This is a genomic window from Candidatus Blastococcus massiliensis AP3, from assembly GCF_000582785.1.
In the GTDB taxonomy this organism is placed as follows: domain Bacteria; phylum Actinomycetota; class Actinomycetes; order Mycobacteriales; family Geodermatophilaceae; genus Blastococcus; species Blastococcus massiliensis.
In genome coordinates this window covers 578198-603638 of sequence record NZ_HG931173.1, presented here as the reverse complement: position 1 = coordinate 603638, position 25441 = coordinate 578198, and the positions used below count along the sequence as shown (strand labels likewise).

The 25441-nt window shown below is 69.8% G+C and carries 23 protein-coding genes and 1 other annotated feature; of the genes, 18 read left to right on the top strand and 5 right to left on the bottom strand.

What is annotated here, in order from left to right; all coding sequences use genetic code 11:
- From BN344_RS02920 to BN344_RS20075, 11 genes are all read left to right on the top strand, one after another.
- On the top strand, positions 1-783 hold the full coding sequence (locus BN344_RS02920; protein ID WP_040336919.1) for a P-loop NTPase family protein: 783 nt from the start codon (positions 1-3) through the stop codon (positions 781-783).
- On the top strand, positions 780-2264 hold the full coding sequence (locus BN344_RS02915) for a CpaF family protein (RefSeq protein ID WP_040336918.1): 1485 nt from the start codon (positions 780-782) through the stop codon (positions 2262-2264). Before BN344_RS02920 ends, BN344_RS02915 begins: the two co-directional genes overlap by 4 nt.
- A complete protein-coding gene (locus tag BN344_RS02910; protein ID WP_040336917.1) occupies positions 2261-3127 on the top strand; it encodes a type II secretion system F family protein in 867 nt (288 codons plus the stop codon). Before BN344_RS02915 ends, BN344_RS02910 begins: the two co-directional genes overlap by 4 nt.
- Entirely contained in the window at positions 3124-4023 is a 900-nt protein-coding gene (locus tag BN344_RS02905) for a type II secretion system F family protein (protein WP_040336916.1), read from the top strand. Before BN344_RS02910 ends, BN344_RS02905 begins: the two co-directional genes overlap by 4 nt.
- A gap of 26 nt (positions 4024-4049) precedes the next feature.
- Entirely contained in the window at positions 4050-4286 is a 237-nt protein-coding gene (locus BN344_RS02900) for a hypothetical protein (RefSeq protein WP_040336915.1), read from the top strand.
- Between the two features lie 67 nt (positions 4287-4353).
- Positions 4354-4773 carry a TadE/TadG family type IV pilus assembly protein gene (locus tag BN344_RS02895; protein WP_040336914.1) on the top strand — a complete coding sequence of 140 codons (420 nt, stop codon included), beginning with the start codon at positions 4354-4356 and terminating at the stop codon, positions 4771-4773.
- Positions 4770-5234 carry a hypothetical protein gene (locus BN344_RS02890; RefSeq protein WP_051515498.1) on the top strand — a complete coding sequence of 155 codons (465 nt, stop codon included), beginning with the start codon at positions 4770-4772 and terminating at the stop codon, positions 5232-5234. The genes BN344_RS02895 and BN344_RS02890 overlap by 4 nt, the downstream gene beginning before the upstream one ends.
- Positions 5231-5656, top strand: a complete 426-nt coding sequence (locus BN344_RS02885) for a hypothetical protein (RefSeq protein ID WP_051515497.1) — start codon at positions 5231-5233, stop codon at positions 5654-5656. The genes BN344_RS02890 and BN344_RS02885 overlap by 4 nt, the downstream gene beginning before the upstream one ends.
- Positions 5653-9024 (top strand): LysM peptidoglycan-binding domain-containing protein, encoded by a 3372-nt coding sequence (locus BN344_RS02880; protein ID WP_040336913.1) that lies wholly within the window; start codon positions 5653-5655, stop codon positions 9022-9024. The genes BN344_RS02885 and BN344_RS02880 overlap by 4 nt, the downstream gene beginning before the upstream one ends.
- 404 nt (positions 9025-9428) lie before the next feature.
- Positions 9429-10181: a class E sortase gene (locus BN344_RS02875; RefSeq protein ID WP_040336912.1), complete on the top strand. Its 753-nt coding sequence runs from the start codon at positions 9429-9431 to the stop codon at positions 10179-10181.
- A 10-nt stretch (positions 10182-10191) separates the two neighbouring features.
- Positions 10192-10350, top strand: coding sequence for a hypothetical protein (locus BN344_RS20075; protein ID WP_097195608.1), 159 nt, complete (start codon positions 10192-10194; stop codon positions 10348-10350).
- A 127-nt stretch (positions 10351-10477) separates the two neighbouring features.
- Here BN344_RS20075 and resB read toward each other — a convergent pair whose 3' ends face one another.
- On the bottom strand, positions 10478-12154 hold the full coding sequence (gene resB, locus BN344_RS02870) for a cytochrome c biogenesis protein ResB (protein WP_231486451.1): 1677 nt from the start codon (positions 12152-12154) through the stop codon (positions 10478-10480).
- A 390-nt stretch (positions 12155-12544) separates the two neighbouring features.
- A complete protein-coding gene (locus BN344_RS02865) occupies positions 12545-13105 on the bottom strand; it encodes a C40 family peptidase (RefSeq protein WP_231486450.1) in 561 nt (186 codons plus the stop codon).
- A 412-nt stretch (positions 13106-13517) separates the two neighbouring features.
- Here BN344_RS02865 and efeB point away from each other — a divergent pair, with 412 nt between their 5' ends.
- Together efeB and BN344_RS02850 are read left to right on the top strand one after the other, a co-directional pair.
- Positions 13518-14810 (top strand): iron uptake transporter deferrochelatase/peroxidase subunit, encoded by a 1293-nt coding sequence (gene efeB, locus BN344_RS02860; RefSeq protein WP_040336911.1) that lies wholly within the window; start codon positions 13518-13520, stop codon positions 14808-14810.
- 188 nt (positions 14811-14998) lie between these two features.
- Positions 14999-16248, top strand: a protein-coding gene (locus BN344_RS02850; protein ID WP_231486449.1) for an IS3 family transposase whose coding sequence is annotated in 2 segments (ribosomal slippage) — positions 14999-15278 and positions 15278-16248 — 1251 coding nt in all. Because the reading frame shifts where the segments join, the coding sequence is not laid out codon by codon here.
- Positions 15277-15405: a sequence feature (AL1L pseudoknot), on the top strand. Its footprint overlaps the gene before it by 129 nt.
- 63 nt (positions 16249-16311) lie before the next feature.
- Here the strand turns inward: BN344_RS02850 and ctaD are convergent.
- A complete protein-coding gene (gene ctaD / locus BN344_RS02845) occupies positions 16312-18063 on the bottom strand; it encodes an aa3-type cytochrome oxidase subunit I (RefSeq protein ID WP_040336908.1) in 1752 nt (583 codons plus the stop codon).
- Between the two features lie 194 nt (positions 18064-18257).
- Here ctaD and BN344_RS02840 point away from each other — a divergent pair, with 194 nt between their 5' ends.
- The 5 genes from BN344_RS02840 (at position 18258) to BN344_RS02820 (ending at position 21839) form a co-directional block, all read left to right on the top strand.
- Positions 18258-18644, top strand: coding sequence for a BlaI/MecI/CopY family transcriptional regulator (locus BN344_RS02840; RefSeq protein WP_040336907.1), 387 nt, complete (start codon positions 18258-18260; stop codon positions 18642-18644).
- Entirely contained in the window at positions 18641-19585 is a 945-nt protein-coding gene (locus BN344_RS02835; protein WP_051515494.1) for a M56 family metallopeptidase, read from the top strand. The genes BN344_RS02840 and BN344_RS02835 overlap by 4 nt, the downstream gene beginning before the upstream one ends.
- 54 nt (positions 19586-19639) lie before the next feature.
- Positions 19640-20068, top strand: coding sequence for a cupredoxin domain-containing protein (locus BN344_RS02830; RefSeq protein ID WP_231486448.1), 429 nt, complete (start codon positions 19640-19642; stop codon positions 20066-20068).
- Between the two features lie 192 nt (positions 20069-20260).
- On the top strand, positions 20261-20749 hold the full coding sequence (locus BN344_RS02825; protein WP_166518178.1) for a copper resistance CopC family protein: 489 nt from the start codon (positions 20261-20263) through the stop codon (positions 20747-20749).
- On the top strand, positions 20742-21839 hold the full coding sequence (locus BN344_RS02820; RefSeq protein WP_137160793.1) for a copper resistance D family protein: 1098 nt from the start codon (positions 20742-20744) through the stop codon (positions 21837-21839). The genes BN344_RS02825 and BN344_RS02820 overlap by 8 nt, the downstream gene beginning before the upstream one ends.
- A gap of 204 nt (positions 21840-22043) precedes the next feature.
- On the opposite strand, the gene BN344_RS02815 is transcribed toward BN344_RS02820, so the two are convergent.
- Entirely contained in the window at positions 22044-23012 is a 969-nt protein-coding gene (locus BN344_RS02815; RefSeq protein ID WP_166518177.1) for a cation diffusion facilitator family transporter, read from the bottom strand.
- 61 nt (positions 23013-23073) lie between these two features.
- Positions 23074-25098: a heavy metal translocating P-type ATPase gene (locus BN344_RS02810; RefSeq protein ID WP_081788329.1), complete on the bottom strand. Its 2025-nt coding sequence runs from the start codon at positions 25096-25098 to the stop codon at positions 23074-23076.
- Positions 25099-25441 lie beyond the last annotated feature (343 nt).

Below are 25441 nucleotides of genomic sequence, written 5' to 3'. Positions count from 1 at the left end.
ATGCTCACCGTCGTGACCTCGGGAAAGGCCGCGCCTGGGGTGACCACCTCGACCTGGGCGTTGGCCCTGGCGTGGCCCGGGCCATTGCTGGTGGCCGACTGTGACCCGGCCGGCGGGGACATGGCGCCGGGGTTGCTGGCCGGCCGGGTCAGCGTCGACCGGGGACTGCTGTCATGGTCGACGGCGGCCCGGCGGGGTGTCCCGGCGAGGCAGGCCGCCACGATGCTCGTCGAGCATGCGGTGGAGGTCCCCGAGCAGCCGCAGGTGTGGCTGGTTCCGGGAGTGACGACCGCCGCGCAGGGCACCTCGTTCACCGCCGAGGCATGGGAGCGGCTGGCGTCGGCCCTGCACACGTCGAGTGCGTCGATCGGGCGGGACGCCTTGGTCGACGCCGGACGACTGGTGACCGACCGCGGATGCTGGCCGGTGCTGCGGGCCGCCGATCGGGTGCTGCTGGCGGTGCGGCCCAGCGTGCGGTCGGTGCACGCGGCGCAGGATGCGACGCAACGACTGCGCCACGAACTCGGCGACCTGGCGAAGGTCTCCGCACTCGTGGTCGGGGATGGTCCGTACTCCGCCGGCGAAGTTGCCAAGGCGTTGGACCTGCCGCTGGCGGGCACGTTGCCCTATGACCGGACTACAGCGCAGGCGCTCTCCGACGGCGCGACCGTCAGTCCGAAGACGCTGCGACGGTCCGCGCTGCTGCGCGCGGCGTCTTCCCTGGGCCAGACGCTGACCAGTCCGGTGGAGGCGTCTCGTGTCGCCGAGGCGGTGGCCGGATGAGCAGCGCGGACACCGCGTCACCGCAGTGGGAAGTCCCGCCCGGCCGTGACGTGCTGCGGCCGGCGGCCGGGCCGGTCGACGCTCCGCCCAACGAAACCGGGGAGCTGAACAGCACGGAGTACCGCGTCGTCGTGGAACTGCGTGACCGGGTGTCGACCCGGTTGACGGTGGAGGACAGGAACTACGCCCCGGGACCGCGGCGAGAGCTGACGCGGAAGTTGATCCGGGACGAGTACGACCAGTGGCTGCTGCACGAGGCCAACCGTGGCCGTCCGGCGCCGACGGTGACCACCGAGGACACGATCTTTGCGGCCGTGCTGGCCGAGCTGGACGGGCTGGGGCGGCTGGCTCCCCTCATGGCCATGGACGACGTGGAGGACATCCACTTCGAGGGCTGCGAGCCGACGATGCTGCGGATGGCCAGTGGCCAACTGGTGCCCGGGCCGGCGATCGCCTCCAGCGACGAGGAGCTCGAGCAGCTGCTGCGGTCGATCGGTTCCCGGTCGGACGACGGGCAGACCAGCCGTGAGTTCTCTTCGGCCAACCCCATTCTGAACGTGCGGCTGAACGGCGTGACCGAGCTGGGCGCCCGACTGCAGGCGGCGATGGACGTGCTGCCGCGCCCGGCCGGGGTGATCCGGGTGCACCGGTTCAGTGATCCGAGCCTCGACGACCTGCACGGTATGGACATGGTCGACTCACCGGTCCGAGCCTTCTTGCATGCCTCGATCCTTGCCGGCGCATCGCCGCTGGTCAGCGGAGCGCCGGGGGTCGGCAAGACAACGCTGCTGCGTGCGCTGGGCAACGCGATCCCGTGGAACAACGTGGTCATCACCGTGGAGGACGAGCGGGAGCTGGGTCTGCACCTGCCTCGGTGGGATCCCGAGCGCCGGCAGCTGGTCAGGCGGCACGCGGTGTGCCGACCGTTCGAGTCCCGGCTGCCCAACGCCGAAGGCAGAGGCGGGTTCGACATGGGGGATGCGCTGCACCTGGCGCTGCGCGCGTCCCCGACCTGGGTGCTCGTGGGCGAGGTCCGCGGCGCCTATGTCACCTATCTGCTGGAGGCAGCGACCAGCGGCATCTCGTCGGTCATGTGCACGATCCATTCGCCGTCGGCCGCCGGTGTGTTCGACAAGGTGCTGATCAACGCGCTGAAGGCGCATCCGGCCCCGTCCCCGGAGCTGGTGCTGCGCTCGCTGGCCGCCCTGAACCTGGTCGTGCACGTGCATCGCGACCGTGACTACGCCCGGTATGTCTCGGGCATATACGAACTCGGCCCGATCGGCGACTCCGGTCGGCCCGACCTCAAGCCGATCTTTGCGCCGCGCGCCGAGGACGGGCGCGCGCAGGCCACGGGGCCGGGGATGCTCAGCGAGTCGCTGGCCGAGCGGCTGACCGCGGTCGGCTTCGATCTGAACTGGCTGCAGCCGGGCGTTTCGGACTGGCGCACAGGTTTCCACCGCCGCGAGCGTGCGTCGTGACCGCCGGCGCGCTGCTGCTGACCCTGTCCGGGCTGCTGCTCTCGGCCGGCCTGGTCGGCGTCGTCGGGGCGGTGCGCGGCGTCTCCTTCCTGCCGGAGCGTTCGCCGTCGGTGCGCTCGTCCTCCCGGCGGCGAGCCACTCCACTGCTCCTCGGTGGGCTGGCCGCCGGCGTTCTCACTCTGCTTGTTACGGGCTGGCCGGCCGCGGCGCTGGGCGCCGCGGGCGGCGTCGTATTCATCCCGAAGGTGCTCGGCGGCGGTCAGGCAGCCAAGCGACTGATAGCTACGTCCGAGGCGCTGGCGGACTGGACGCGGCGGCTGGCCGACCTGATCAGCTCTGGCGCCGCCGGCTCGACGCGCGATGCTCTGCGCCGCTCCCTCAGCTCGGTGCCGGAGCCGCTCGCCCCGGCGGTCACCAACCTGGTGACCAGGATGGGGCCGCAGGGCACCGAGACCGCGCTGCGCCAGTTCGCTCGCGAGATCGACGATCCAGCCGCCGAGAAGATCGCCATGGTGCTCATCCTGCGGGAGCGCAACGGCGGGCCGGGGCTCGCCGAGGTGCTCACCGCCCTGGCTGCAGACCTCGACGACCGCTCCCGCATGGTCCGTGAGGTGGAGGCCGAACGCGCCAAGCCGCGTTCGAACATGCGCACCATCGTCGTGGTGACCCTGGTGCTGGTGGTCGGGATGACGCTGTTCGCCCGGACCTTCCTGTCGGGCTATTCGACGCCGGTCGGGCAGATCGCCCTGCTGGCAGTGGTGGCGATCTTCGCGACGTCGCTGCGGTGGATGCGCCGGTTGTCCGAGCCGGTCAAGCCCCCGCGGGTGCTCTTCGATCCGGCCCCGGCTCCGGTGAGTCCGTGACCGGGCTGCAGACGGCAACCCTCGCCGGGATGCTGATCGCCGGCGGCCTCTTACTCGGGGTCCGTGCCCTGCGTCCGGCGCCGCCGTCGTTGGTGGCCGCACTGGAGCAGTTGGCGGCCGAGCCGACCGTGCGAACGGCGCCGTCGGTGCCGGCGTCCATTCAGAACCGGTGGGACTGGCTGCCCGTGTCAGTGGCGCGGGTGCTGGACGGGCATTTGGGCGTCTCGGACGCCGACCTGGCGATTATCGGCTGGACCCGCGCTGAGCTGGCGGCCCGCAAGCTGACCCTGGCACTCGCCGGCTTGCTCACTCCGTCGCTGTTCGGCCTGGTGTTCGTGTTGGTCGACGTTCCGGTGCCCTTCGTCCTGCCCGCCGCGGTTGGGCTCGGGATCGCCGTCGTCGGGTGGTTCTTGCCCTCGGCCGAGGCCCGTGAGGCGGCGGACAAGGCGCGGGTGGAGTTCCGGAGCAACCTCGAGTCCTTCCTCACTCTGGTGGCCGGTGAACGTCGGGCGCGGGGCTCGGTGGAGCAGGCGCTGGAGGAGGCCGCCGAGATCTCGGGAAGCATGCCGTTCGTTCGGATGCGCCGCGCCATCCGACGCGCAGCGTTGTCCGGCCGCAAGCCGTGGGGCGAGCTGCGCGACCTCGGTGAGGAGCTACAGGTCGCCGAGCTGCGCAACCTCGCCGACATCGCGGCAGTGGCCGCCGACGGCGCCTCGGTCTACAACACCCTGCTGGCCAGCGCCCGCACGCTTCGCCACGCCGAGCTATCCGACGCCCGTACCGAGGCCAACCAGGTCAGTGAGCGGATGTCCCGTCCGCTGGCCCTGCTGGTCACGGGACTGACCCTTTTCGTGCTCGTCCCCTTCATGCTCCGCATGTTCGGGATCTCGTCCTGACTGCACCGCCTACCGGGAGGTTTCCCATGCTCCAGCCCACCATCCGCCGAGGTGCTCAGGCCGTCGTGGCGCAGTGCGTCACGGCCCTGCCTGTCATGGCCCTGTCGGTCCTGTCTTGGCTGCGGGCCGAACGCGTCACCGACGACAGAGGTTCGGACTCCTCGGAGAAGGCGTTCATGGTGATCCTGGCCATCGCTCTTGGCGGCGCGGTCAGCGCAGCGGCCATTGCGTTCGTGGCCAGCAAGACGTCGCTGTTCCAGTAGAACCGGCAGCCATCCCATGCTCGTGGCGCGTACTCCGAACCGTGCGGCGTCCTCGCCGCGCGGTCCCGTGGCGCGCTCAGGTTCCCGCCGAGACCGCGGCCGCAGAAGCGAGCGGGGCTCATCCAGCGTCGAGTTCGCGATCCTGTTCCCCGTCATCGTCGCGCTGTTGTTGGCCGGCCCGCAGCTTGCGTTGTGGTACTTCGCCCGGGAAGCGGCCGACGCCGCGGCGCACGCCGGAGCCCGCGCCGCCAGCGTTCACGGGGCGGCCGGGGGAGTGGGGCGGGCGGCGGCGGACACGTACCTGGACAGCCTCGGTACCGGCACGATCACCGGCTACTCGGTGACCGAGTCCGGCACCGCCACCACGGTCTCGGTGCACGTCACCGCCAGCGTGCCCAACGTGATCCCGCTGCCCGGCTTCGCCCCGACCGTCGACGTCATCGTGGTGCGCGGCAAGGAGCGCTTCACCACCCCGGACTCGCCATGAGCCGCGACCTGCAGCCGGCCACGAACCGCCGCCGATGGTGGTGGCGCGACGACCGCGGCTCGGAGTCGGTGGAGCTGGCGATCCTGCTGCCGATTGGACTTCTCTTGGTGGCCATGTTGGTGGTCGGCGCTCGTATCGCGCTGGCCGGCGACCGCATCAGCGGTGTAGCCGGGATAGCGGCGCGGGACGCCTCGCTGGCCCGATCGGCCGTCGCAGCTCAGCAGATGGCCACCGACACCGCGACCGCCGCATTGACCAGCCAGGGCCTGCACTGCATCGACGTCCAGGTCCGCGTCGATACCTCCGGGTTCTCCGCGCCGCCGGGCACCTCGGCATCGGTCACCGTCGCCGTGTCGTGCACCGTCGACCTGTCCGACGTCGGCGTCGCCGGCTTGCCCGGCTCGCGGACTCTTACCGACAGCGCCACCAGCCCGCTCGACCCAGCTCGGGACTTGTCGTGACACCCCGCCCGCACGCCCGCGCCCGGCTCCGGGACGACCGCGGGTCGGTGGCCGTGCTGTTCTGCTTCATCGTGCTCATCGTCGGCGTCCTGGTCACCGCGCTTGTCGACGCCGGGACCGCCATCCAGGCCGCCAACCGTGCCGACACGTACTCGGCCGAAGCAGCCCGCGCAGCCAGCATTGCCATCGGGCCGGTGCCCACCGGCGGCGGCATCGACGCGCAACTGGCGGCGACCGCGGCCCGCTCCTACCTCGACCAAGCCGGCGCGACCGGCACGGTGATCATCACCGGTCCCGGCATCGTCGAGGTCAGCGTGACCGTCACCGACTCGACACCCATGCTCGGCATCCCGGTCAGCCAGACTCGCGCGCACACCGCACAGCTGCTGGTCGGGGTCACCTCCGGTGAGGGCCTGTCGTGACGGGCCACGCCGCCCGCCTGCTCAAGGCCGTGGGTGCCCTCGTGGCGCTGCTCGCCGTCGTCGTCGGCGTACCTGTGCTGATGGCGGTGCTGCACTTGGTTCCGGACAGCCTGCCGTCGCTGGACGAGATCGGCGCCCTCTTGACGTCTCGCGACGACGGGCAGCTCGTCGGACTCGTCCTCGCGGCCGGCGTGTGGGTGTGCTGGGCACTGTTCACCGTCGCGACAGTGGCGGAGGTCGTGGCGTTCGCCCGCGCGCGGCCGGTTCGGGCGCTGCCCGGGCTCGGGATCTTCCAGCGGCCGGCCGCCGCCCTGGTCGCCGCCGTCGCGGTCGGCTTTACTGTCGCTCCACTGGCCGCCGGCGGTCCCGCATCCATCACCACGGCGCCGCCACTGCCGGTCGCGGCCACATCCACCGCCGTCCCGCCCTCGGTGGAGTACGCCAGCCCGCTCTTCACGGAGCAGGCGCCGGTCACGTACTCGATGCCGGACGAGCAAGCGCCCCCGGCTGAGACCGCGACCTACCAGGTGCAGCGCCGGGACACCCTGTGGGCATTGGCCGAGCGGCATCTCGGGGACCCGTTGCGGTATCCGGAGATCGCCAGGCTCAACCCGACCGCAGTCGGTCCGGACAACGAAATCTTCACGGGCACGGTGCTGGTCCTGCCGCCCGACGCGGTCGGCCTGCCGCCGATTGGCTCAGCCCCGACCACCGCGATGACTGTAGAGGACGTCACGGTGGAATCCGGTGACACCCTGTGGGACCTCACCGAGGAGATCACCGGCAATGGGCACAGTTGGCACCAAGCCTGGGAGCTCAACCGCGGACGCACCCAACCCGGAGGCGCCACCTTCACCGACCCGTCGCTGATCCGACCGGGGTGGACGCTGAGCATCCCGGACGCAACCAGTCCCGCGACGCCCGCGCCCGGCGCACCCGGGCAGCCTCCAGACGAGTCGGCACCGCCCACGAGCGAGCCGGCACCGCCATCGGCGCCAGCCCCGAGCACCGCGCCTGCCGCTGACCCGACCCCGCCGGGCACCGATGCGCCGCCTCCGCCCGCGCCGGGTCCGGCGACCAACGCCCCCACCTCGTCTCCCACGGCTGCCCCGAACAGCGTCGAGCCGTCGTCCGCGAAGCCTCACGAGACCCCGACGGGGAGCACCTCGGAACTGCCGACGATCGCCTTCGCTGCCGGTGGGGGGCTGCTGCTGGCCGGGGCCTCGTTGACCGCGCTGCTGCGCTACCGCCGCAGTCAGTTCCGGCAGCGACGTCCCGGCCGCACGATCGGCAGCACACCACCAGAGCTGCTGCACGTCGAACGAGCACTGCAGGTGGCCGGCAGTGTCGGCAGTGCGGACGTCACCTGGCTGGACCAGACGCTGCGGGCCCTGGTGCAGGCATTGGCGAGGGTCGACGGTGCTCGCCTGCCCGACGTGGTGGCGGTCTGCATGACCGACGACGTCCTGACTCTGGTACTCACCGAGCCGGCCTTGGAGGCCCCGGAGCCGTGGACGGTGGACCCGGTTGGCACGCGCTGGTCGATCCGGCGCGACGACCCGCTGACCTACGACGAGCAGCAGCGGGCCTACTTCTTTGCACCGTTCCCCATGCTCGCGTCGGTGGGCTACACGGCTGAGGGCGAGCGCTGGCTGGTCGACCTGGAACGGGTCGCAACCCTGTCCCTGTCCGGGGACGTCGAACGCTGCCTCAACCTGGCCCGGTTCCTCGCTGCCGAGCTGGCGCACAACACGTGGTCGGAGATGCTGCAGGTGACCCTGGTCGGCTTCGGCCAGGAGTTGGCCCAGATCAATCCCGAGCGGCTGACCTACACCGACGACGTCGAGAAGGCGATCGCGGTGCTCGGCGGCCAGCTCGAGTCGGTCACCGACGCCATGCATGTCGCCGACGTCGACGTGCTGTCGGGCCGGTTGCGTGATGTGGCCGGCGATGCGTGGGCGCCCCACGTGCTGCTCATCGCCCCGGACGTGGCCAAGGACGACGCCGGGCTGGAACGACTGATGGCTGCGATCCAGCAGCAGCGCGGCCGCGGCGCGGTAGCGTTGGTGCTCATCGACGACCCGGCCCTCGGGGACGCCGCCCGATGGCAGCTGACGATCGATGTGGCCGGGATACTCCGCATCCCGGCGCTGGGCCTAGAGGTGATTGCGCAGCAGATCCCGGCCGACGAGGCCGCGCAGCTGGCCGAGGTGCTCGCGCTGGCGGCCGTCACCGACGACCGGCCGATGCCACCGGCCCACGGGGACAAGCCTTGGGACGAGCACGCCGACGCCTGCGGTGGCCTTCGAGTCGACCTGTCCCGCGCCGCGCGGCTGCAGCCGTCGGGTACGGCCGGAGCGGACGTCGGCCCGGTGTCCGGCCTGGCAGACACCTCGCCGTGGATGACCAACTCGGTGTTACCGCTGTCCGAGCAGACCTATCTGGACCGCGCCGCGACCACCGAGCAGGATCTGCAGGCACTGGCTCCCGCTACCGACGTGGGCATCCGCCACGAGGTCGAGGCTGCCGATCCCGCCCTGGACGCCGACCTCGCCGACTGGGCTGACCCGTCGTGTCCACGGCCGAAGTTGACCCTGCTCGGACCGGTCGAAGTGCGGGCGCAGGGCACGCTGCCCGAGCGCAACCCGCGGCGGCAGTTCTACACCGAGATCATCGCCTACCTGGCCACCCGGCCCGGCAGCGTGACCAGCGAGCGCTACGCCACCGCGATCTGGCCGAACGAGCCCGATGTCGTCGGCAAGACCAAGGTGCGGCAGTCGATCTCGATCGTGCGCGCATGGCTGGGCACCAACCCCGTGACCGGCGCGGACTACCTCCCGTCAGGGGTCACCGCAGGCGGAGTTGGCCGCTACCGCATCGACGATGTCCTCATCGACGCCGAGCTGTTCCGTCGACTGCGAGTCCGCGGGCTGGCCCGCGGTGTCGACGGGATAGCAGACCTACAGGCCGCTCTCGACATGGTCACCGGGCAGCCGTTCGACCTGCCCACGTCGCGGCAGGGTGCGCCCGGCGGCTACAGCTGGCTGGTCGAGGAAAACTCCCGGCTGGACCACGAGTACGCCGCCATGATCGTTGACGTGGCGCACACCGTCGCGACGCACCACCTTGCCGCCGGCGAGCCCGAGCTCGCTGCGGCCGCCGCCAAGGTGGCCTTGAGAGCCGGCAGTTACGAGGACGTGCCGCTGCTCGACCTGGTCGCCGCCTGCGATGCCCTGGACAACCGGGCCGAAGCCGATGCATACGTCGCTCGCATCCTGGCCAACCACGACGCCGAGGTCGAAGAAGATCTTCCACCCAGAACCGCTGAGATCCTCTTCCGCCGTCGGTGGACCAACCGAGCCAGCTGACCAGGGCGGTCGGCGGCAGCGTGATTCCGGTGACGCCGGCGTTGCAGGCGGAGCGGCAACGGTGCCCCGCCGTGTGAGGCGACCGGCCGGCGGTGCGATGGGTGTGTGGTGGGCGGCGACAGAGATCCCGACGGCGTGGTGTCCGGGGACGGGATCGCGTCTCGCAGGATCGTCGGGGGACCACGCCGCGACGACGCGCTCCCGCCCGGGGCATCGAGATCCAACGCGTTGAACAGCTCGGCTACTACTATCCGTCGTAGTGGATGTTGTGCAGGGGGATGTCGGCGGGCCGCCAGGTACGCGGACAAGCGGCTCGTTCTTCTACGTCTTGGGCATCCCGCCTCGTCGTTCCAGCAGCCTCACAACGCGATTCGATTACATGGCATCCGACCTAGGAGCACTGAGTGCACGGCACGCAATCCACTAGCGCTCAGTCTCGATGGCGCACCGTTGCCCGTTCGATCGGAGAGGTCCTGGTGACCGGGGGCCTCGTGGTGCTTCTATTCGTCGTCTACGAGCTGTTCGTGACCGACGTGCTCACTGACCGCAGGCAGGACCAGCTGAAGAGGGATCTGCGTCAGGGATGGACGGCGGAGGCAGAAGCCCGTCCGGCGCCGCGCGTCAGCATCCTGGGCGACGCGTTCGCCGTTCTGCACATCCCAAGGCTGGGTGCTGACTACGAGCAGGTCGTGCTCGAGGGCACCGCCGAGGAGCAGCTGGCGCAGGGGCCGGGCCACTACGAGGGGACGGCGTTGCCGGGCGAGCAGGGCAACGTGGCGCTCGCGGGTCACCGGGTCGGCCAAGGGTCGCCGTTCCTGGATCTTGACCGGCTGCGTCCGGGTGACCCCATCGTCATCGAGACGGCCGACCGCTGGTTCGTCTATCGGGTACTCGGGGACCCTGTGACGGGCGACTTCACCACCGACCCGAGCGGGATTCCCGGCCAACAGATCGTCCGTCCGTCCGACATCGAAGTGATCTCGCCGACGCCCAATGGAGCCGAGGACGGTCCACCGAGCGGGGCATATCTGACGCTGACCACGTGCCATCCGAAGTACTCCGCGCGGCAGCGGCTGATCATCCACGCCGGGCTGGAGGGCGACGGCCTGACCAAGACCGAGATGCCCGACGGCCCGCCGGCCCTGCGCGAGAGCTGAGAGGACCCGCATGTACCTCTGGATGTGGCGTCACCTGCCCGGTGGCACGGCGACCAGGGCGGTGACCGCGCTGGCCTTGGTGCTTGTGGTCTGCGCGCTGCTGCTGTTCGTCGTCTTCCCGTGGATGGAGCCGCGCCTTCCGTTCAACGACGTGACGGTGGGCGGCTGATGGCGTCCCGGCACAGACGACGACGTCAGTGGCGTGCTCACGACGCCTCCGGTGGACGACCTCCGTGAGCCCGGAGTCCCGCTTCTGCTGCTAAGGCGCGGGATGGGAGGGCGGACGGCCTCGCGGTTCAACGGCCGTGGTGTTGTCCCGGCTGGCTGTCACCGAGCAGGCTGCTGGTGAGTCCGTGGAGTCGTTCGCGGATGTCACCGTTCCCACCCAGTGCGAGTCCCGCCATCGACACCGTCGTCGACCGGTCGTCGACAGAGCTCGACACCTGCGAGCTGGCAATTCGAGCGAAGACCCGCTCCCGGCGCACCAGCAGTGTGACCAGAAGTCCGAGCAGCATGGTGATGGCGCTGATGAGGACAGCGACCTGCCCCGGATCGTGCGACACCTGCAGGGCCGCGAACTCACGGAACCCGTCGAAGCGGACGACGGTGCCGTCTTCGAACTCTGCGCTCTCGCCGATGTCCAAGTTCGCCTCCCCGATCTGGTTCAGCGCACCGACGTCGATCTGTCGTTGGTCCAGCGTGAAGACCGACTGTGGCGCACCGCTGTCCAGCCCCAGGTAGCCGCGATAGCCGACGATGGCGACCTGCGGGTTGAGCGGCCGCGCATCCACCGAGGTCAGGACGCCGCCCTGGATCAGGCCGGTCGGAGCGAAGAAGCCCTCGAGGGCGAACCCGTCACCGGAGCCGTCACCGAGATCCGGCAACTTCACGACCCCCTCGCTGGCGAACGTCGTGCTGTCCCGGGGCAGGAACGGTGCCGACAGCTGCTCGAAGACCTGACCGCCCGGCAGCGTCACTGTGAAAAGGGGTGTGAAGCCGTGCCCCGTCACGTACAGACGGTCCCCGTCGGAGCGGAACGGGTCGTTGACCCCGATCGTCGTCTGCTCCGTGGCCGCTCCCGGCTCTGCCTGCACCCCGATGTCGGCGGTGAAGGAGGCCGGCGTGCCGTTCGGCTCGTACGTGGCGCGGAAATCCTCCAGGTCGAAGCAGAGCGGCGTCAGGCCGTCCGGATCCACCAACGGCCCTGCGACATACCGGTCGTACTGCTGGAAGGAGTTGCAGAAGCCGTCTCCCTCGGTAACCAGGATGCTGCCTTCGTAGCCCCACAACTTGCCGCCGGCCAGCGCGACGAGCAGGGCCAAGAGCGAGACGTGAAAGACGAGGTTGCCGGTTTCCTTCACCCGACCGCGCTCGGCCGATATCTCCACACCACCGGGGATGCTGCGTCGGGACACCCGGAACCGCGCCGATCGCAGATCGGCCTCGAGCTGCTCAGCCACCGTCTCCGAGGGCAGTGACACCGTGTTCTCCGTGTGAACCGGGAGCCGGTGCAGATGCCGAGGTACGGGCGGCGGCTCGGCCCGTAGGGCCCGCAGGTGCTCGGTGCAGCGCGGGACCAGGCAGCCGATGAGCGAGATGAAGAGCAGGAGGTAGATCGCCGAGAACCACGGGCTGGCGAAGACGTCGAACATCCACAACCTGTCGAGGACAGGCGCCAGGTCGGGATTTTCTCGGAAGTACCGGGCCACCGCGCTGGGGGTCAACGACCGCTGCGGGAACAGCGAGCCGGGCACAGCCGCCAGCGCCAGCAGGAACAGCAGCACCACCGCCGTCCGCATGCTGGTCAACCACCGCCAGCGGCGCACCAGCCACCGTCCAGGTCGGCGCAGCACCGAGTTCTGATGGGCGGCGACCGATGCTCGGTCGGGCTGGGTCTGCAGGTCGGTCATGCCGTCCTCGCTGTACCCGTGCCTTGAAGAGGGGTCGTTGAACTCGTCCGGACGCTCGAGCACCAACTCACTGCGGCTCCTTCTTGCAGGCTGCCTGCGCGCGCCGCGGTCCATGCGGACCGTGGCCGACGGCGTGGTCGAGCGCTGGTGGGAGTGCCGACCGCCGATAGATTACGATGCGCTTTAGTAGATAGGAGCGACGGGTCATCAGCTACCGACGGCGAGCCGCGCAGACGGCACCGATGCGGTCCATCGGTTCGATGCGACTTGCGGGCGGGATCGCTGGAGCGCAGAGCCGAAGTGCACGCAGTCGGTGTGGCGGGATGCAGCGGTGGGCCGTCTTCATCGACCAGAAGCGTCTCGGCGAGGTGAGCAGACTTGCGCCAGCGAGCAGAGGCGGGACCTGCTGTCAGCGCCGTCCGACGAAGCTGTCTCCTCGCTCGAGGCGACTGCCTACGAGAGCACCCGGCGAATCACGGTGGGATCGCCCACCGACTGGATCTTGACGACCTCGCCGGGTTGTGGCGCGGCAATCATCTTGCCGTCACCCATGAAGATCCCCACGTGGTCGATACCTGGCCTCTCGGGCGAGTAGTCGAAGAACAGCAGATCCCCCGGGCGGGCCTCCGCCATCGACGGGACAGCTCGTCCAGCGGTCGCCTGCTGAGAGGAGACGCGGGGGAGGTCTACGCCCTGACTCTTGTAGACCAACTGTGTGAATCCGGAGCAGTCGAGACCCTTCGAGGGGTCGGTGCCGCCCCATAGGTAGGGCACTCCGAGATACTGGAGCGCCTTTCCCGTGATGGCGGACTCGCGGTCCGTTCCGGCGACCATCGGCGCCGCATCGGTCGCGCCGGCAGGCGAACTCGTGGCCACAGCCGGCGGCCGTGAGGCGTCCACCAGACCGGCAGCGGTCGCAGCGGACATCCAGTCGGCCGCGGTCGCGCGCGGTCGCGCACCCAGTGGCGCGAGCTGCGCCTGAATCTCGGCGATGCGTGACTGCACCTGCGACATTCCATCCATCATCAGGTCTCCCGCTGTCGTGCACCGGTCCGCAGGTCAGCGTCGAGGTAGGCCCAAGTGTTGCCGGAACAAGTGGGTCCCATCGTCCTGGAGTGCGTAGACGTCACGACTAGTCAAGGTAGTAGCCGTCGATGCGGCACGCCGGCACGGCTCGCTGCCGGCGTTCCTCTCTGGTTGGGCCGAGAGCGGGCCGCGGCGTGTCGCAGCCCGCAACGCAGGTCACCGCACGAATCCGCGGTCGCGGATTGTCGCGATTGCCAAACTGGCCTCGGCGTTGCCCGACCCGATCATCAGCCCGCCTTAAGTCTGGGTGCCGAGCGGACCAGACTCCTATGTCGGATAGTAGCCTGGCCGTGGTGTGCGCCCTTCAGTTTTCAACGTGCGAAGCTCCGCGGATCCTGTCGTGACTGACGAGTCGCCGCCGGCGGACCGACCGGCGGAGAGGCAGGAGCGCGGCCTGTCCCGTCGAAAGCTCTTCGGCATGGCGGGGCTCGGGACCGCGGGCGTCCTGGCGTCCGGGGCAGTCGGGGGAGTAGTAGGTCGCACGACCGCCGCGAGGCCGCCGTCGCCCGTCGTGTCGCCGTCGACAGCGCGGGAGTCTCCCACGCCGGTCGAGTTCACGGGTACTCACCAGGCGGGGATCGTGACGCCGGCGCAGGACCGGCTCCACTTCGTCGCGTTCGACGTCGTCACCGACAGCCGTGAGGCGCTCGTGGCAATGCTGGCGTCGTGGACGGCGGCCGCCCGGCGACTGACCGCCGGTGAGATCGTCGGCCCGGACGACAGTGGTGAGGCGCAGGGACTACCGCCGTCCGGCCTCACGCTGACCGTCGGATTCGGACCGACGCTGTTCATGACGGGCGATGGAGTCGACCGCTTCGAACTGGCGGCTCGTCGCCCGAAATCCCTGGTCGAGCTACCAGTGTTCCCAGGCGACGCGCTCGATCCCTCCATCAGCGGGGGGGACCTGTGCGTCCAGGCGTGCGCCAACGACCCCCAGGTGGCGGTGCACGCCGTGCGCAGCCTGGTGCGCCTGGGCGTCGGGGTGGTGCGTGTGCGCTGGACCCAACTCGGGTTCGGCCGCACGTCATCCACCAGTACGGCGCAGGCGACGCCGCGCAACCTCCTCGGCTTCAAGGACGGCACGGCCAACCTCAAGGCCGAGAACGGCAGCGCACTCGAGCAGTTCGTATGGGTGGGGGAGGACGACGTCGCTTGGCTGGCCGGCGGTTCCTATCTGGTCACCCGTCGGATCCGCATGCTGATCGAGGACTGGGACCAGGTGCCCGCACCCCACCAGGAGGCGGTGATCGGACGCACGAAGACCGCGGGCGCGCCGCTGGGTCAGCGAAAGGAATTCGACCCGACCGACTTCGGCGCCGTCAGGGGCGATGGTCCGGCCATCCCGCATAACTCGCATGTATTCCTGTCTCATCCCACCAATTCAGGAACGGCCATGTTGCGGCGTGGGTACAGCTTCGTGGACGGCACAGACGATTCCGGCCGTCTCGATGCCGGCCTCTTCTTCATTGCCTACCAGCGCAACCCGGATACCGGCTTCGTGCAGGTGCAGCGAAACCTTGCCGCGGATGCGCTCAACCGGTTCATCCAGCACAGGTCCTCCGCCGTGTTCGCCTGCCCGCCGGGAGCTCGCGATGCCGACGACTGGTGGGGAAGGACTCTGTTCGAGGCTTGACCGCCTACGCCACGGGTTTGCCGAGGCGCTACCGAGGGGTCAACAGCAGGCGCCACGGGGCGGACGCAGTCAATGCCCGTGCAGCGGGTCGAGCGGGCGGGGTGGGCCTGCAGCGACCCACCCCGTCTCGAAAGGCTGTCTCGCCCCGGGTTTGATGGAGGCTCTCAATCCACGTGAGGATGAGAGTCATGGCGGCACCGAGGAAGTACCCCGACGAGCTGCGGGAGCGGGCGATCCGGCTGGCGGTCGACGCCCGGCGTGACCCGGCCACTCGGACTGGAGCGTTGAAGCGGATCGCCGAGCAGCTGGGCATCAACCCCGAGACGCTGCGCAACTGGGTCATCCAGGCCGAGGTCGACGAGGGGCACCGGCCCGGGACAACGACCGATGACGCCACTCGGCTGGCCGAGCTCGAACGGGAGAACCGGGAGCTGCGCCGGGCGAACGCGATCCTGAAGAGCGCGTCGGCTTTCTTCGCGGCGGAGCTCGACCGCCCCTCCCGCTGATCGTCGACTACATCGATCAGCACAAGCTCGAACACGGGGTCGAGCCGATCTGCCGCGTCCTCACCGAGGCCGGCGCGAAGATCGCCCCGAGCACCTACTACGCCCACCGCACCCGGCCGCCGTCGGCGCGGGCGGTCACCGACGCCGCAACCACCGCGGTGATCGAGAAGGTCCACGCCGACAACTACGGCGTCTACGGCGCCCGCAAGGTCCATGCCGAAGTACGTCGACAGGGCCACGCCGTGGCTCGCTGCACCGTCGAGCGACTGATGCGCTCCGCCGGCCTGCGCGGCATCACGCGGGCCAAGGGCCCGCGCACCACCGTGCCCGGCTCCGGCCCGGACACCCGCCCGGACCTGGTCGATCGGGCGTTCACCGCGACCGGCCCGGACCAGTTGTGGGTTGCCGACATCACCTACTGCCGGACGTTCTCCGGCTGGGTCTACGCCGCCTTCGTCATCGACGTCTACTCCCGCCGGGTGGTCGGTTGGCAGCTGTCCCGCTCGCTGCGCACCGACCTCGCGCTGGACGCGCTGGAGATGGGCATCTGGACCCGCCGGCGGACCGGCCGGGACCTCGGCGGCCTCATTCACCACTCGGACAAGGGCGTGCAGTACGTCGCGGTGCGCTACACCCAGCGCCTCGCCGAGGCCGGCGCGGTCGCGTCGGTCGGCTCGACCGGCGACTCCTATGACAACGCGCTGGCTGAGGCGTTCAACTCGCTGTTCAAAGCCGAGCTGGTGCGCAACCGCGGCCCCTGGAAGGGCATCGACGACCTTGAGATCGCCGTCGCCGAATACGTCGACTGGTTCAACCACCGACGCCTACACGGCGAGATCGGCCTGATCCCACCGGCCGAGCACGAGGACCAGTTCTACCGGCACAACCCCGTGGCGACTACCGTCGCCGCGTCAGTTCCGAGTCTCCACTGAACCCGGGGCGAGACAGGCGGACCGGGGCGCCGGCGAATGGTCGGTGTCGTTCCTCCCAGTGGCTCAGGTGACGTCAGGGTCGTTCGGGCCTTGACGCTTTCCCGTGCCTGGGATGAGCTCGCTGACGTAGGGGGCGTGGCGCTTGCCCGCGTGCGCCTCGTCCTGCAGCCGCTCGACCAGGTGCGGGTAGTGCGCCTCGAACGCGGGGCGCTCGGAGCGGATCCGCGGAAGCTCCACGAAGTTGTGCCGCGGCGGCGGGGACGACGTCGCCCACTCCAACGAGTTGCCGTAACCCCACGGGTCGTCGCGCAGGGCGAGCTTTCCGTACTTCCAGGACCGCACCACGTTGTAGATGAACGGGATCACCGAGGCGCCGAGCACAAAGCTGAAGATTGTGGAAATCATGTTCAGCGTGGTGAACCCATCAGTGGGCAGATAGTCGGCATATCGGCGCGGCATGCCCTGGTTGCCCAGCCAGTGCTGCACGAGGAACGTGCCGTGGAAGCCGACGAAGGTCATCCAGAACTGCAGCTTGCCCAGTCGCTCGTCCATCATCCGGCCGCACATCTTGGGGAACCAGAAATAGATACCGGCGTAGGCGGCGAACACCACGGTGCCGAAGACGACGTAGTGGAAGTGCGCCACGACGAAGTAGGAGTCGTGCACCTGCCAGTCCAGCGGCGGGGAGGCCAGCAGCACACCGGTCAGACCACCGAGCAGGAAGGTCACCATGAAACCGATGGAGAACAGCATCGGCGTCTCGTAGGTCATCTGACCCCGCCACATGGTGCCGATCCAGTTGAAGAACTTCAGCCCGGTGGGTACCGCGATCAGGTAGGTGAGGAAGGCGAAGAAGGGCAGCAGCACCGCGCCGGTGGCATACATGTGGTGCGCCCAGACGGCGAGGGCGAGGAAGCCGATGGCCAGAGTCGCCCCGACCATGCCCTTGTAGCCGAACAGCGGCTTGCGGGCGAAGACCGGGATGATCTCGGTGACGATGCCGAAGAACGGCAGCGCGATGATGTAGACCTCGGGGTGGCCGAAGAACCAGAACAGGTGCTGCCAGAGCATCGGCCCGCCGTTCTCGGCCGAGAAGATGAGGGACCCGAGGTTGCGATCGGCGAGCAAGGCGAGTAGCGCCGCGGTCAGGATCGGGAAGGCCAGCAGGATCATGATGCTGGTGACCAGCGTATTCCAGACGAAGATCGGCATCCGGAACATCGTCATGCCGGGGGCGCGGAGGCTCACGATCGTGGTGATGAAATTGACCGCACCCAGGATCGTGCCGAGACCGCTGACCGCCAGGCCGGTGATCCACAGGTCACCGCCCACGCCCGGGGAGTGCAGCTCGCTCGACAGCGGTGCATAGGCTGTCCAGCCGAAGTCCGGGGCCCCGCCGGGGGTGGCGACGCTGGAGACCACGATCAGGCTGCCGAAGAGGAACAACCAGAACGACAGCGCGTTCAGCCGTGGGAACGCTACGTCGGGGGCACCGATCTGCAGCGGCATGATCAGGTTTGCGAACGCGAAGAAAAGTGGCGTCGCGAACATCAGCAGCATGATGGTGCCGTGCATGGTGAACAGCTGGTTGTACTGCTCGGGGGAAGTGAACTGAAGGCCCGGAAGGGCTAGCTCGCCGCGCATCAACATGGCCATCAGGCCACCGATCATGAAGAACCCGAACGACGCGACCATGTACATCAGGCCGATGGTCTTGTGGTCGGTGGTTCGCAGCAGGCTGGTCAGTCGCGACCCCTTGGTCGGTGGCGGAGCCAGACTTGGCCGGGAAACGATCGGGGCTGGGGCGATCGTCATCGTCGCGGCTCACTTTCACGGAGGCGGGGGCCGACGATCAGCTGGGGCTGCGCCCGGCGAGCTGATCGATCTTCTAAGCTGAATCGTAGAGGTATCTCCTAAGTAGGATCGTAGAAGGGGTCGACGAGGGGCGCGTCCCCTGCGTGCGGCCGTCACGGTGCTTCGGCGGAGTCGCGGCGAGAGGAAGTGGGTCCATGCGACCGTTCGGAGAACTTGAGGCGGCGATCATGCGGGATCTGTGGGAGCGAGCGGAGCCTGCGACCGTCCGAGATGTGCTGGCCTCGCTCAGCACGTCCCGCAAACTCGCCTACACGACCGTGATGACGGTGATGGACAACCTGCACCGCAAGGGTCAGGTGACCCGTGAGATGAGCGGCCGGGCGTGGCTGTACCGGCCAGTGCGCACGCAGGCCCAGCACGCAGCGGCCCTGCTTCAAGACGTGCTGGCGGAGTCCGCAGATCGGCAGGAGGTGCTCATGCACTTCGTCGCCGACCTGGATTCCGACAGCGTCACCCAGCTCAGGTCGGCAGTGGAGAGCGCGCGCCGGCGCGGTCAGCAGGCTGAGGGCGGCGGACCATGATCGCCAGCCTGAGTCTGCTCTGCGTGGCGGCCGCGATCCTCCTGGTGGGTCCGCGGCTGGCATCGGCGCCCTGGACCCGGCAGGCACCGCGCGTGGCGATCTTCACCTGGCAGGCTCTGACCATCAGCGCGGTGATCACGGTCGTCCTCGCCGGCGTCACCCTGTTGATCCCGATCACGGCGCTTGCCGGCGATCTCGGCGCAGTCGTGCACGCCTGTGCCATGAGTGTCGCGGACGCCTATGGCGAGTCGGAGTTGCTGCCGGGGAAGCTTTTCGGTGCCTTTCTGGCCGGTGCGCTCCCGATGTGGGTGCTGATCTGTGGAGTGCGCGTTCTGGGCGGTGGCTGGTGGAGTCGCCGTCAGCTACGCCGTTCTCTCAGCCTCATCACCGAGACGGACGCCGGCTTGGGCATCTCCGTCATCGAGACGCCCGCCCCTGCCGCCTTCTGCCTGCCGGGACGGTCGGCGCAGATCGTGGTCACACGGGGAGCGCTGAGCAATCTGTCCAGCTGTGAGTTGGATGGGGTGCTGGCCCACGAGGCGGCTCACCTCCGTGGCCGCCACAACCTGGCTGTGGCGCTGTCGCAGATCCTGGCGCGCGCTTTCCCTCGTGTCCGCTTGTTCCAGGTGGCCACCCGGGAGACCCGGCAGCTGATCGAGCTGCTGGCGGACGACGCGGCGCTGCAGCGGGTCGACCGGGTCAACCTGGCCTCGGCCATCGTGAGCCTTGCCGAGATGAAGGCACCTGCTGCTGCCCTGGCGATGGCTCAGGATGCGGCGGTTCTTCGTGTCTCACGCCTCCTGTCCCCGGAGCCGCCGCTGAATCCGTGGCGGTACCGCGTTGCTGTCGTCGGTGCACTGACCGTCGTCGTAGCGCCGCTGCTCATCGCCGGCTACCCCGCCGTGTGTGCCGCGCTGAGCGACATCTGCAACATCCCGTGACAGCGACCGGGGTGGCAGTGACCAATGGCTGAGTTGATCGTGAGCCGGCGAACGGTGCTGCTGACCGGTCTGGCGGGGGTGGGCGCCATGGCGTTGTCCGCCTGCGGCTCGGACCCGGACGAGTCGTCCGACGACGCGCCGGCTGACGTGGCGGTCGACGGAACGGTCTCCATCGCCCCGGACGGGACCCAGGAGGTCACAGTGCTGGTGCGCGACGACTACGACTTCTACCCTGCCGCGTTCACGGTGACCACCGGGCGGGTGCGGCTCTCCCTCATCAGCGAGGCGAAGGAGTTGACGCACAACTTCCGGTTCACGCCCGGCGTCGGGCCGGCCGAGATCGCCGAAGAGATTCCCATCCTGGCACCGGGCGAAAGCGACACGATGGAGTTCCCCGTGGACCAGCTGGGCGACTACCAGTTCGAGTGTTCGTTCCATGTCGCTCTGGGCCAGATCGGGACGATGACCGTCACGTCAGCCTGACGTCACGGACGCAGGTAGCCAGACCGCTTCCACTCGCCAGATCACGTTCACGCTCAGCCCGCTCCTATCCGAAACGCTACTGAGGCCCCCATGGTGTCGTCTGTTCCACGCAGTCTCGTTCTAGCCGCTGCGACGGTCCTCGCCTCGCTACTGCTCGTCCTCAGCGGCGGTCCGGCTGCGGCCCACACCGGCTTGCAGTCCTCGACGCCGGCTGACGGGCAGACGCTGACCGTCGCTCCGGACGCGATCAGCCTCACGTTCTCCTCGGCGGTCGCTTCGGAGTTCGCCCAGGTGGCTGTCACCGGCCCGGATGGGGAGTCGGTCACCTCCGGGGAGGCCGCCATCGACGGTGCGGTCGTGTCACAGCCGGTCAGCACGAGCGGTGACGGCGCTTACGTGGTGGCCTACCGGGTCGTCTCTGATGACGGCCACCCCGTGTCCGGCCAGCTCACCTTCACCCTGACGGGCTCCGGCGGTGCGGCGACGGAGACGGCCCCGGCTCAGCCGACTCTGGCGACCACGCCCGCTCCCAGCCCGGACACGGCGAGCGCGGTCTCCCCGGCCGTCGACAGCGACGCAGACAGCAGCTGGGGCCTGTGGTTGCTCCTCGCCGCGGTGGGCCTGCTGTTCATCGTGGCCACGTGGCTCGCGCTGCGCCGGCGCAGCGACACCGGTGGCTGAGCCGCGGGTGGACGAGAGCTCCTCGCCGCCGGCGACGGTGCGCCGAGGCCTCCTGGTCCTCGGTTCCGCGCTGGTGGCCATCGCGGTCTGTGCGCTCACGCTGTGGGCCGGCGGCGCGGCCGCCGTCGTCTCGGTCCCCGGCATTCCGGCCCCGCCGGCGGTTGTCGCCTGGCTGGTCCCCGCCCTGCGGCTGATCGCCGACGCTTCAGCGGTACTGACCGTGGGCTGCCTGTTCGGAGCCGTGGTTCTCGTGCCGGGAGACACGGTTCTGAGTACGGTCGGCTACCGGTGGGTGCGGCTGGCCGGCTGGGGTGCAGTCGCGTGGGGCCTGGCCTCGCTGGCTTCTCTGCCGGTGCTGCTGGCCGACTTCCTCGGCACGGGGTTCTCGGCGATCTCGCTGCGCAGCGTCTGGAGCTTCGTCGAAAGCGTCGAGCAGGGGCGGGACCTGGTCGTGGTCGCCGCCCTCGCCGCCGTCGTGGCTATCTTCGCCCGAACCGTGTGGCGCCCGGCCGGGGCGCGGGTGCTGCTCCTCGTAGCCCTGGCCGCGACTGTTCCGCCGGCCTTCACCTCGCACTCCGCCGACGAGGCCGACCACGACCTCGCCGTCACCGCCGTCGCTGTGCACGTGCTCGGCGTCGTGCTGTGGGCCGGTGGCCTGCTGGCGCTGATGCTCGCCGCTAGGCTCACCGGCCCGGCGCGGACCACCGCGGTCGAACGGTTCAGCCGCCTCGCCGCACCGTTGGCCGTGGTCGTCGCCGGCAGCGGCGCCGCCACCGCCTTCACGCGCTTCTCCAGCCTCGGCCAGGTGGTCGACACCGGCTACGGGATCGTGCTGCTGGCGAAGATCGTCGCCTTCGTGGGACTGCTGGCGCTGGCCGCATGGCACCGCCGGCGGGCCCTTCCGGCGCTGCGGGCGGGTCAACCGCGGGCGTTCCTGAGACTGGCCGGCGTCGAAGTGGTCCTCTTCGCCGCCACCATCGGGCTCGCCGTCGGGCTGGCGCGCACCCCCACGCCCCCGCCCGTTGTCGACGCGACCGCGGCTGCGGCCGAGCAGGTGCCCGTCTCCTACGGCAGCGATGCGGTCTTGTGATCGCAGTTGCGCGGCGCCCTTTCTGGTAGAGCCGATGTCTCGCCAACCGAGCTCTACACCTCGCGCGACCCCGACGTTTCGGCAATTGGCATGAACGGCGGCAGGTGTACTGCCGTTGATGCGTGCCGGTGTCGCGTCAACGGGGAAGACGTCGCGTTGTTCCCCGAAGGGCGCGAGGGTGACCACAGCTTCACGAGGTCACGCTCAGTCGTGCGCCGCAAGCTCGTGTGAGGCGTGCGCCGGGGTCTCCAGCTGGAACGTCGAGTGCGCGATGCTCACGTCGAAGTGCTCGGCCAGGCACGCCTGCAATTGGTCCAACACCTGCGGCGCGTGCCCGTCCTGGAAGCAGGAGTCCTCGACCACCACGTGCGCCGTCAGCACGGGCAGCTCGCTGGTGATCTGCGAAGCGTGCAGGTCGTGTACGTCCAGCACGTGCCGAACACCCAGCAGGTGACCACGGACGTCGACGAGGTCCAGCCCCGGCGGCGTGCTCTCGAGCAGCACCGAAATGGTCTCCCGCAGCAGCTTGATCGTCCGCGGGATGATCAGCACGGCGATGAGCAAGGAGGCGACGGCGTCCGCCTGCTGCCATCCGGTCAGCACGATCACGATGGCGGAGAGGATGACGGCCACCGAGCCAAGGGTGTCGTTCAGTACCTCGAGGAACGCCGCCCGCATGTTGACGTTCGAGCTGCGTCCGCCCCTGGTCAGGATGACGATGCCAATCGCGTTGGCGACGAGGCCGACGACGCCGAAGACGAGGACCGGTGTCGTAGCGATCTCCGCGGGCTCGAAGAGTCGTCTGACGCCTTCGATGAGGACGTACGTGCCCACGGCGAACAGCGCCGCCGCCTGCAGCGTGGCGCCGAGGACCTCCGCGCGGCGGTAGCCCCACGTGCGCTTCGCTGTGGCGGGGCGCATCGCCAGAGTTGCGGCAATGAGCGCGATCGCCAGCCCGGCAGCGTCGGTGAGCATGTGTGCGGCGTCTGCCAGGAGCGCCAGGCTGCCCGAGATGAGTGCACCGATCACCTCGACCACGAGGACGGTGGAGGTGAGAGCCAGGACGATCGCGAGCCTGCGACGGTGACCTGCGGCGTTCCCCGCGGTCCCTCCGTGGTCGTGCCCGTGGGAATGTCCGCCGCTCACCGGGCTGCTACCGCCGTCGCCAGCCATGTTCTGCTCAGTACGTCATGGCGCGCGGGCAGCAGTGCAGCTGACGTGCCGGGTCGAGCGATCACTGGGGAACTCCGTTACTGGCGGGCTGCCGCTGGGTGACGTAGGCGGTGGTCGGCGCCAACGCGTGGGCAAGTGGCCGCCGGTAGGCCTGCGGCCGGCCGGCGCGTACGCCGTTGGCGATGACGAGGACCTCCGCAAGTTCGTGCGTGACGATGACAGTGCCAAGTCCGAGGACGCCGAAGGCGGCCAGCGGGATGAGTACGACCAGGATCGCCGCCGACAGCAGCAGGCTCTGCAGCATGATTCGCCGCGCCCGACGGGCGTGCGCGAGCGTCCGGGGCAACTGGCGCAAGTCCTCGCCCATGAGCGCAACGTCGGCGGTCTCGATCGCCACGTCGGTGCCCATGGCGCCCATGGCGATGCCCACGTCGGCAGTGGCCAGCGCGGGTGCATCGTTGATGCCGTCGCCGACCATCGCGACCCTGCCGTGGCGGCCCAACTGCTCCACGAGGGTGGCCTTGTCTTCAGGACGAAGCTCGGCGTGCACCTGCTCGATCCCAGCGGCGGTGGCTAGTTGCGCGGCGGTGCGGCCATTGTCCCCGGTGAGCATGCTGGTGCTGATGCCCAGCCGGTGCAGTGCACGGACGGCCTCGGCAGCTTCGGGACGGAGCTCGTCGCGGATAGCGAGCGCTCCCAGCAGACGACCGTCGAGCTCCACGAGCACCACCGTGGCTCCGGCGTCCTGGTGGGCAGTCACGACCGCGGCGAGCGGTCCGGGGTCGATGTAGCCGGGCTTGCCCAGGCGTGCCGATCGTCCGTCGATGGAGCCGGTGACGCCCTTGCCAGCCAGCGCCTGGGTGTCCGCAGCGGGCTCGACTGCAGGCTCGTCCGCCGGCCAGGCGGCCAGCACGGCTCCGGCCAGGGGATGCTCGCTCCGCGCTTCCAGCGCCACCGCCACAGTGAGGACCCGACGCTGGTCGTACCCGGGCAGAGCTTCGATGGCGACCACGGCAGGCCGGTTGCGGGTCAGCGTCCCGGTCTTGTCCAGCGCCACGGCGCGCACTCCGCCGAGGGCCTCCAGCGCTGCCCCACCCTTGATGAGCACGCCGGCGCGGGTAGCCGCGCCGATGGCGGCGACGACCGTGACCGGGACCGCGATCGCGAAAGCGCACGGTGAGGCAGCAACCAGCACCACCAGAGCGCGTTCGATCCACACCTGGGGGTCGCCCAGGATGCTGCCGAGGACGGCGATCGCGGTCGCGACGACGAAGATGGCAGGCACGAGCGGCCGGGCGATGCGGGCGGCCAGACGTTGCGCGGCGCCTTTGCGCTCCTGGGCCTCCTCGACGATGTGCACGACGCGGGCCAAGGAGTTGTCTGCCACCCCGGCGGTGACCACCACCTGCAGAACGCCGCCGCCGTTGATGCAGGCGGCGAATACTTCGTCACCGGGGCCCACCTCGGCCGGCACCGATTCCCCGGTGACGGCCGAGGTGTCGACTGCGGAGCGCCCGGTCTGCACGAGCCCGTCGGTGGCCAGCCGCTCACCGGGCTTGACCACCAGCACGTCACCGGCCACGAGTTCGGCCGGATCGACATCGAACTCGACCCCGGCGCGCACCACCGTCGCTCGGGGCGGAACCAGGTCCAACAGTGCGCGCAGCCCGCGGCGGGTCCGGGCTACCGCATAGTCCTCCAGCGCCTCGGCCATGGAGAACAGGAACGCCAGCATCGCGGCCTCGCCGATGGCACCCAGCGCGATCGCCCCGACCATCGCCACGGTCATCAGCGTGCCCACGCCGAGCCGGCCACGCCGTAGCGCGCGGACAGTGCCGGGCACGAAAGTTGCACCGCCGCTGAGCACTGCACCTGCCGCCAGCACCGTCGACGCCGTAGCGGCGGCCCCGTCGTCGGTCACCCATGCGAGAAGCTGAGCGGACAGCCACAGCAACCCGGCGAGGCCCGCCAGCTGCGCCGAACGCGACCGCCACAGCGTGGTCGCTTCCGCCTGCTCATCGCCGCCCGGTGCCGGCGCCGAGCAGGTGGGGTCCCCGCAGCCGTCCCCGCCCTGCGCGGGGGGCACCCGCGTGTCTCCTGGCCGCGTCGCTGTCGGGCCGCAACAGGCACAGCCGTCCGCGCAGCCTTCCGAGCCGGGCGGCGCGTCGGCGACTGCTGGGCTCAGCGCGAGCCCGAGCGAGATCGCGGTCTTGGTGCTCGTTCGCCCGGTTGTGCCGACGGCCGGGCGGCGCTCGTCGTCGCTACCGCAGCAGAGGTCGGACATGTCATACCCCCTGAAGGTCGGCGGGGCCTGCGCAGCCATCCCGGCCGGATCGGACGTCGCCGGGTCGGACGGCGGACCTGAAATGACCTGCGGCCCCGACCGGATGAGACCGTCGGCCGCTGCCTGTGAGCCGCACAAGCCAGCG

Coding starts and splice junctions, on each gene's coding strand:
- BN344_RS02815 (WP_166518177.1), bottom strand. CDS start 23,012: ATGGCTGGCGACGGCGGTAGCAGCCCGGTGAGCGGCGGACATTCCCAC.
- BN344_RS02865 (WP_231486450.1), bottom strand. CDS start 13,105: ATGTCGCAGGTGCAGTCACGCATCGCCGAGATTCAGGCGCAGCTCGCG.
- BN344_RS02920 (WP_040336919.1), top strand. CDS start 1: ATGCTCACCGTCGTGACCTCGGGAAAGGCCGCGCCTGGGGTGACCACC.
- BN344_RS20075 (WP_097195608.1), top strand. CDS start 10,192: ATGTACCTCTGGATGTGGCGTCACCTGCCCGGTGGCACGGCGACCAGG.
- ctaD (WP_040336908.1), bottom strand. CDS start 18,063: ATGACGATCGCCCCAGCCCCGATCGTTTCCCGGCCAAGTCTGGCTCCG.
- BN344_RS02915 (WP_040336918.1), top strand. CDS start 780: ATGAGCAGCGCGGACACCGCGTCACCGCAGTGGGAAGTCCCGCCCGGC.
- BN344_RS02835 (WP_051515494.1), top strand. CDS start 18,641: ATGATCGCCAGCCTGAGTCTGCTCTGCGTGGCGGCCGCGATCCTCCTG.
- BN344_RS02840 (WP_040336907.1), top strand. CDS start 18,258: ATGCGACCGTTCGGAGAACTTGAGGCGGCGATCATGCGGGATCTGTGG.
- BN344_RS02890 (WP_051515498.1), top strand. CDS start 4,770: ATGAGCCGCGACCTGCAGCCGGCCACGAACCGCCGCCGATGGTGGTGG.
- BN344_RS02900 (WP_040336915.1), top strand. CDS start 4,050: ATGCTCCAGCCCACCATCCGCCGAGGTGCTCAGGCCGTCGTGGCGCAG.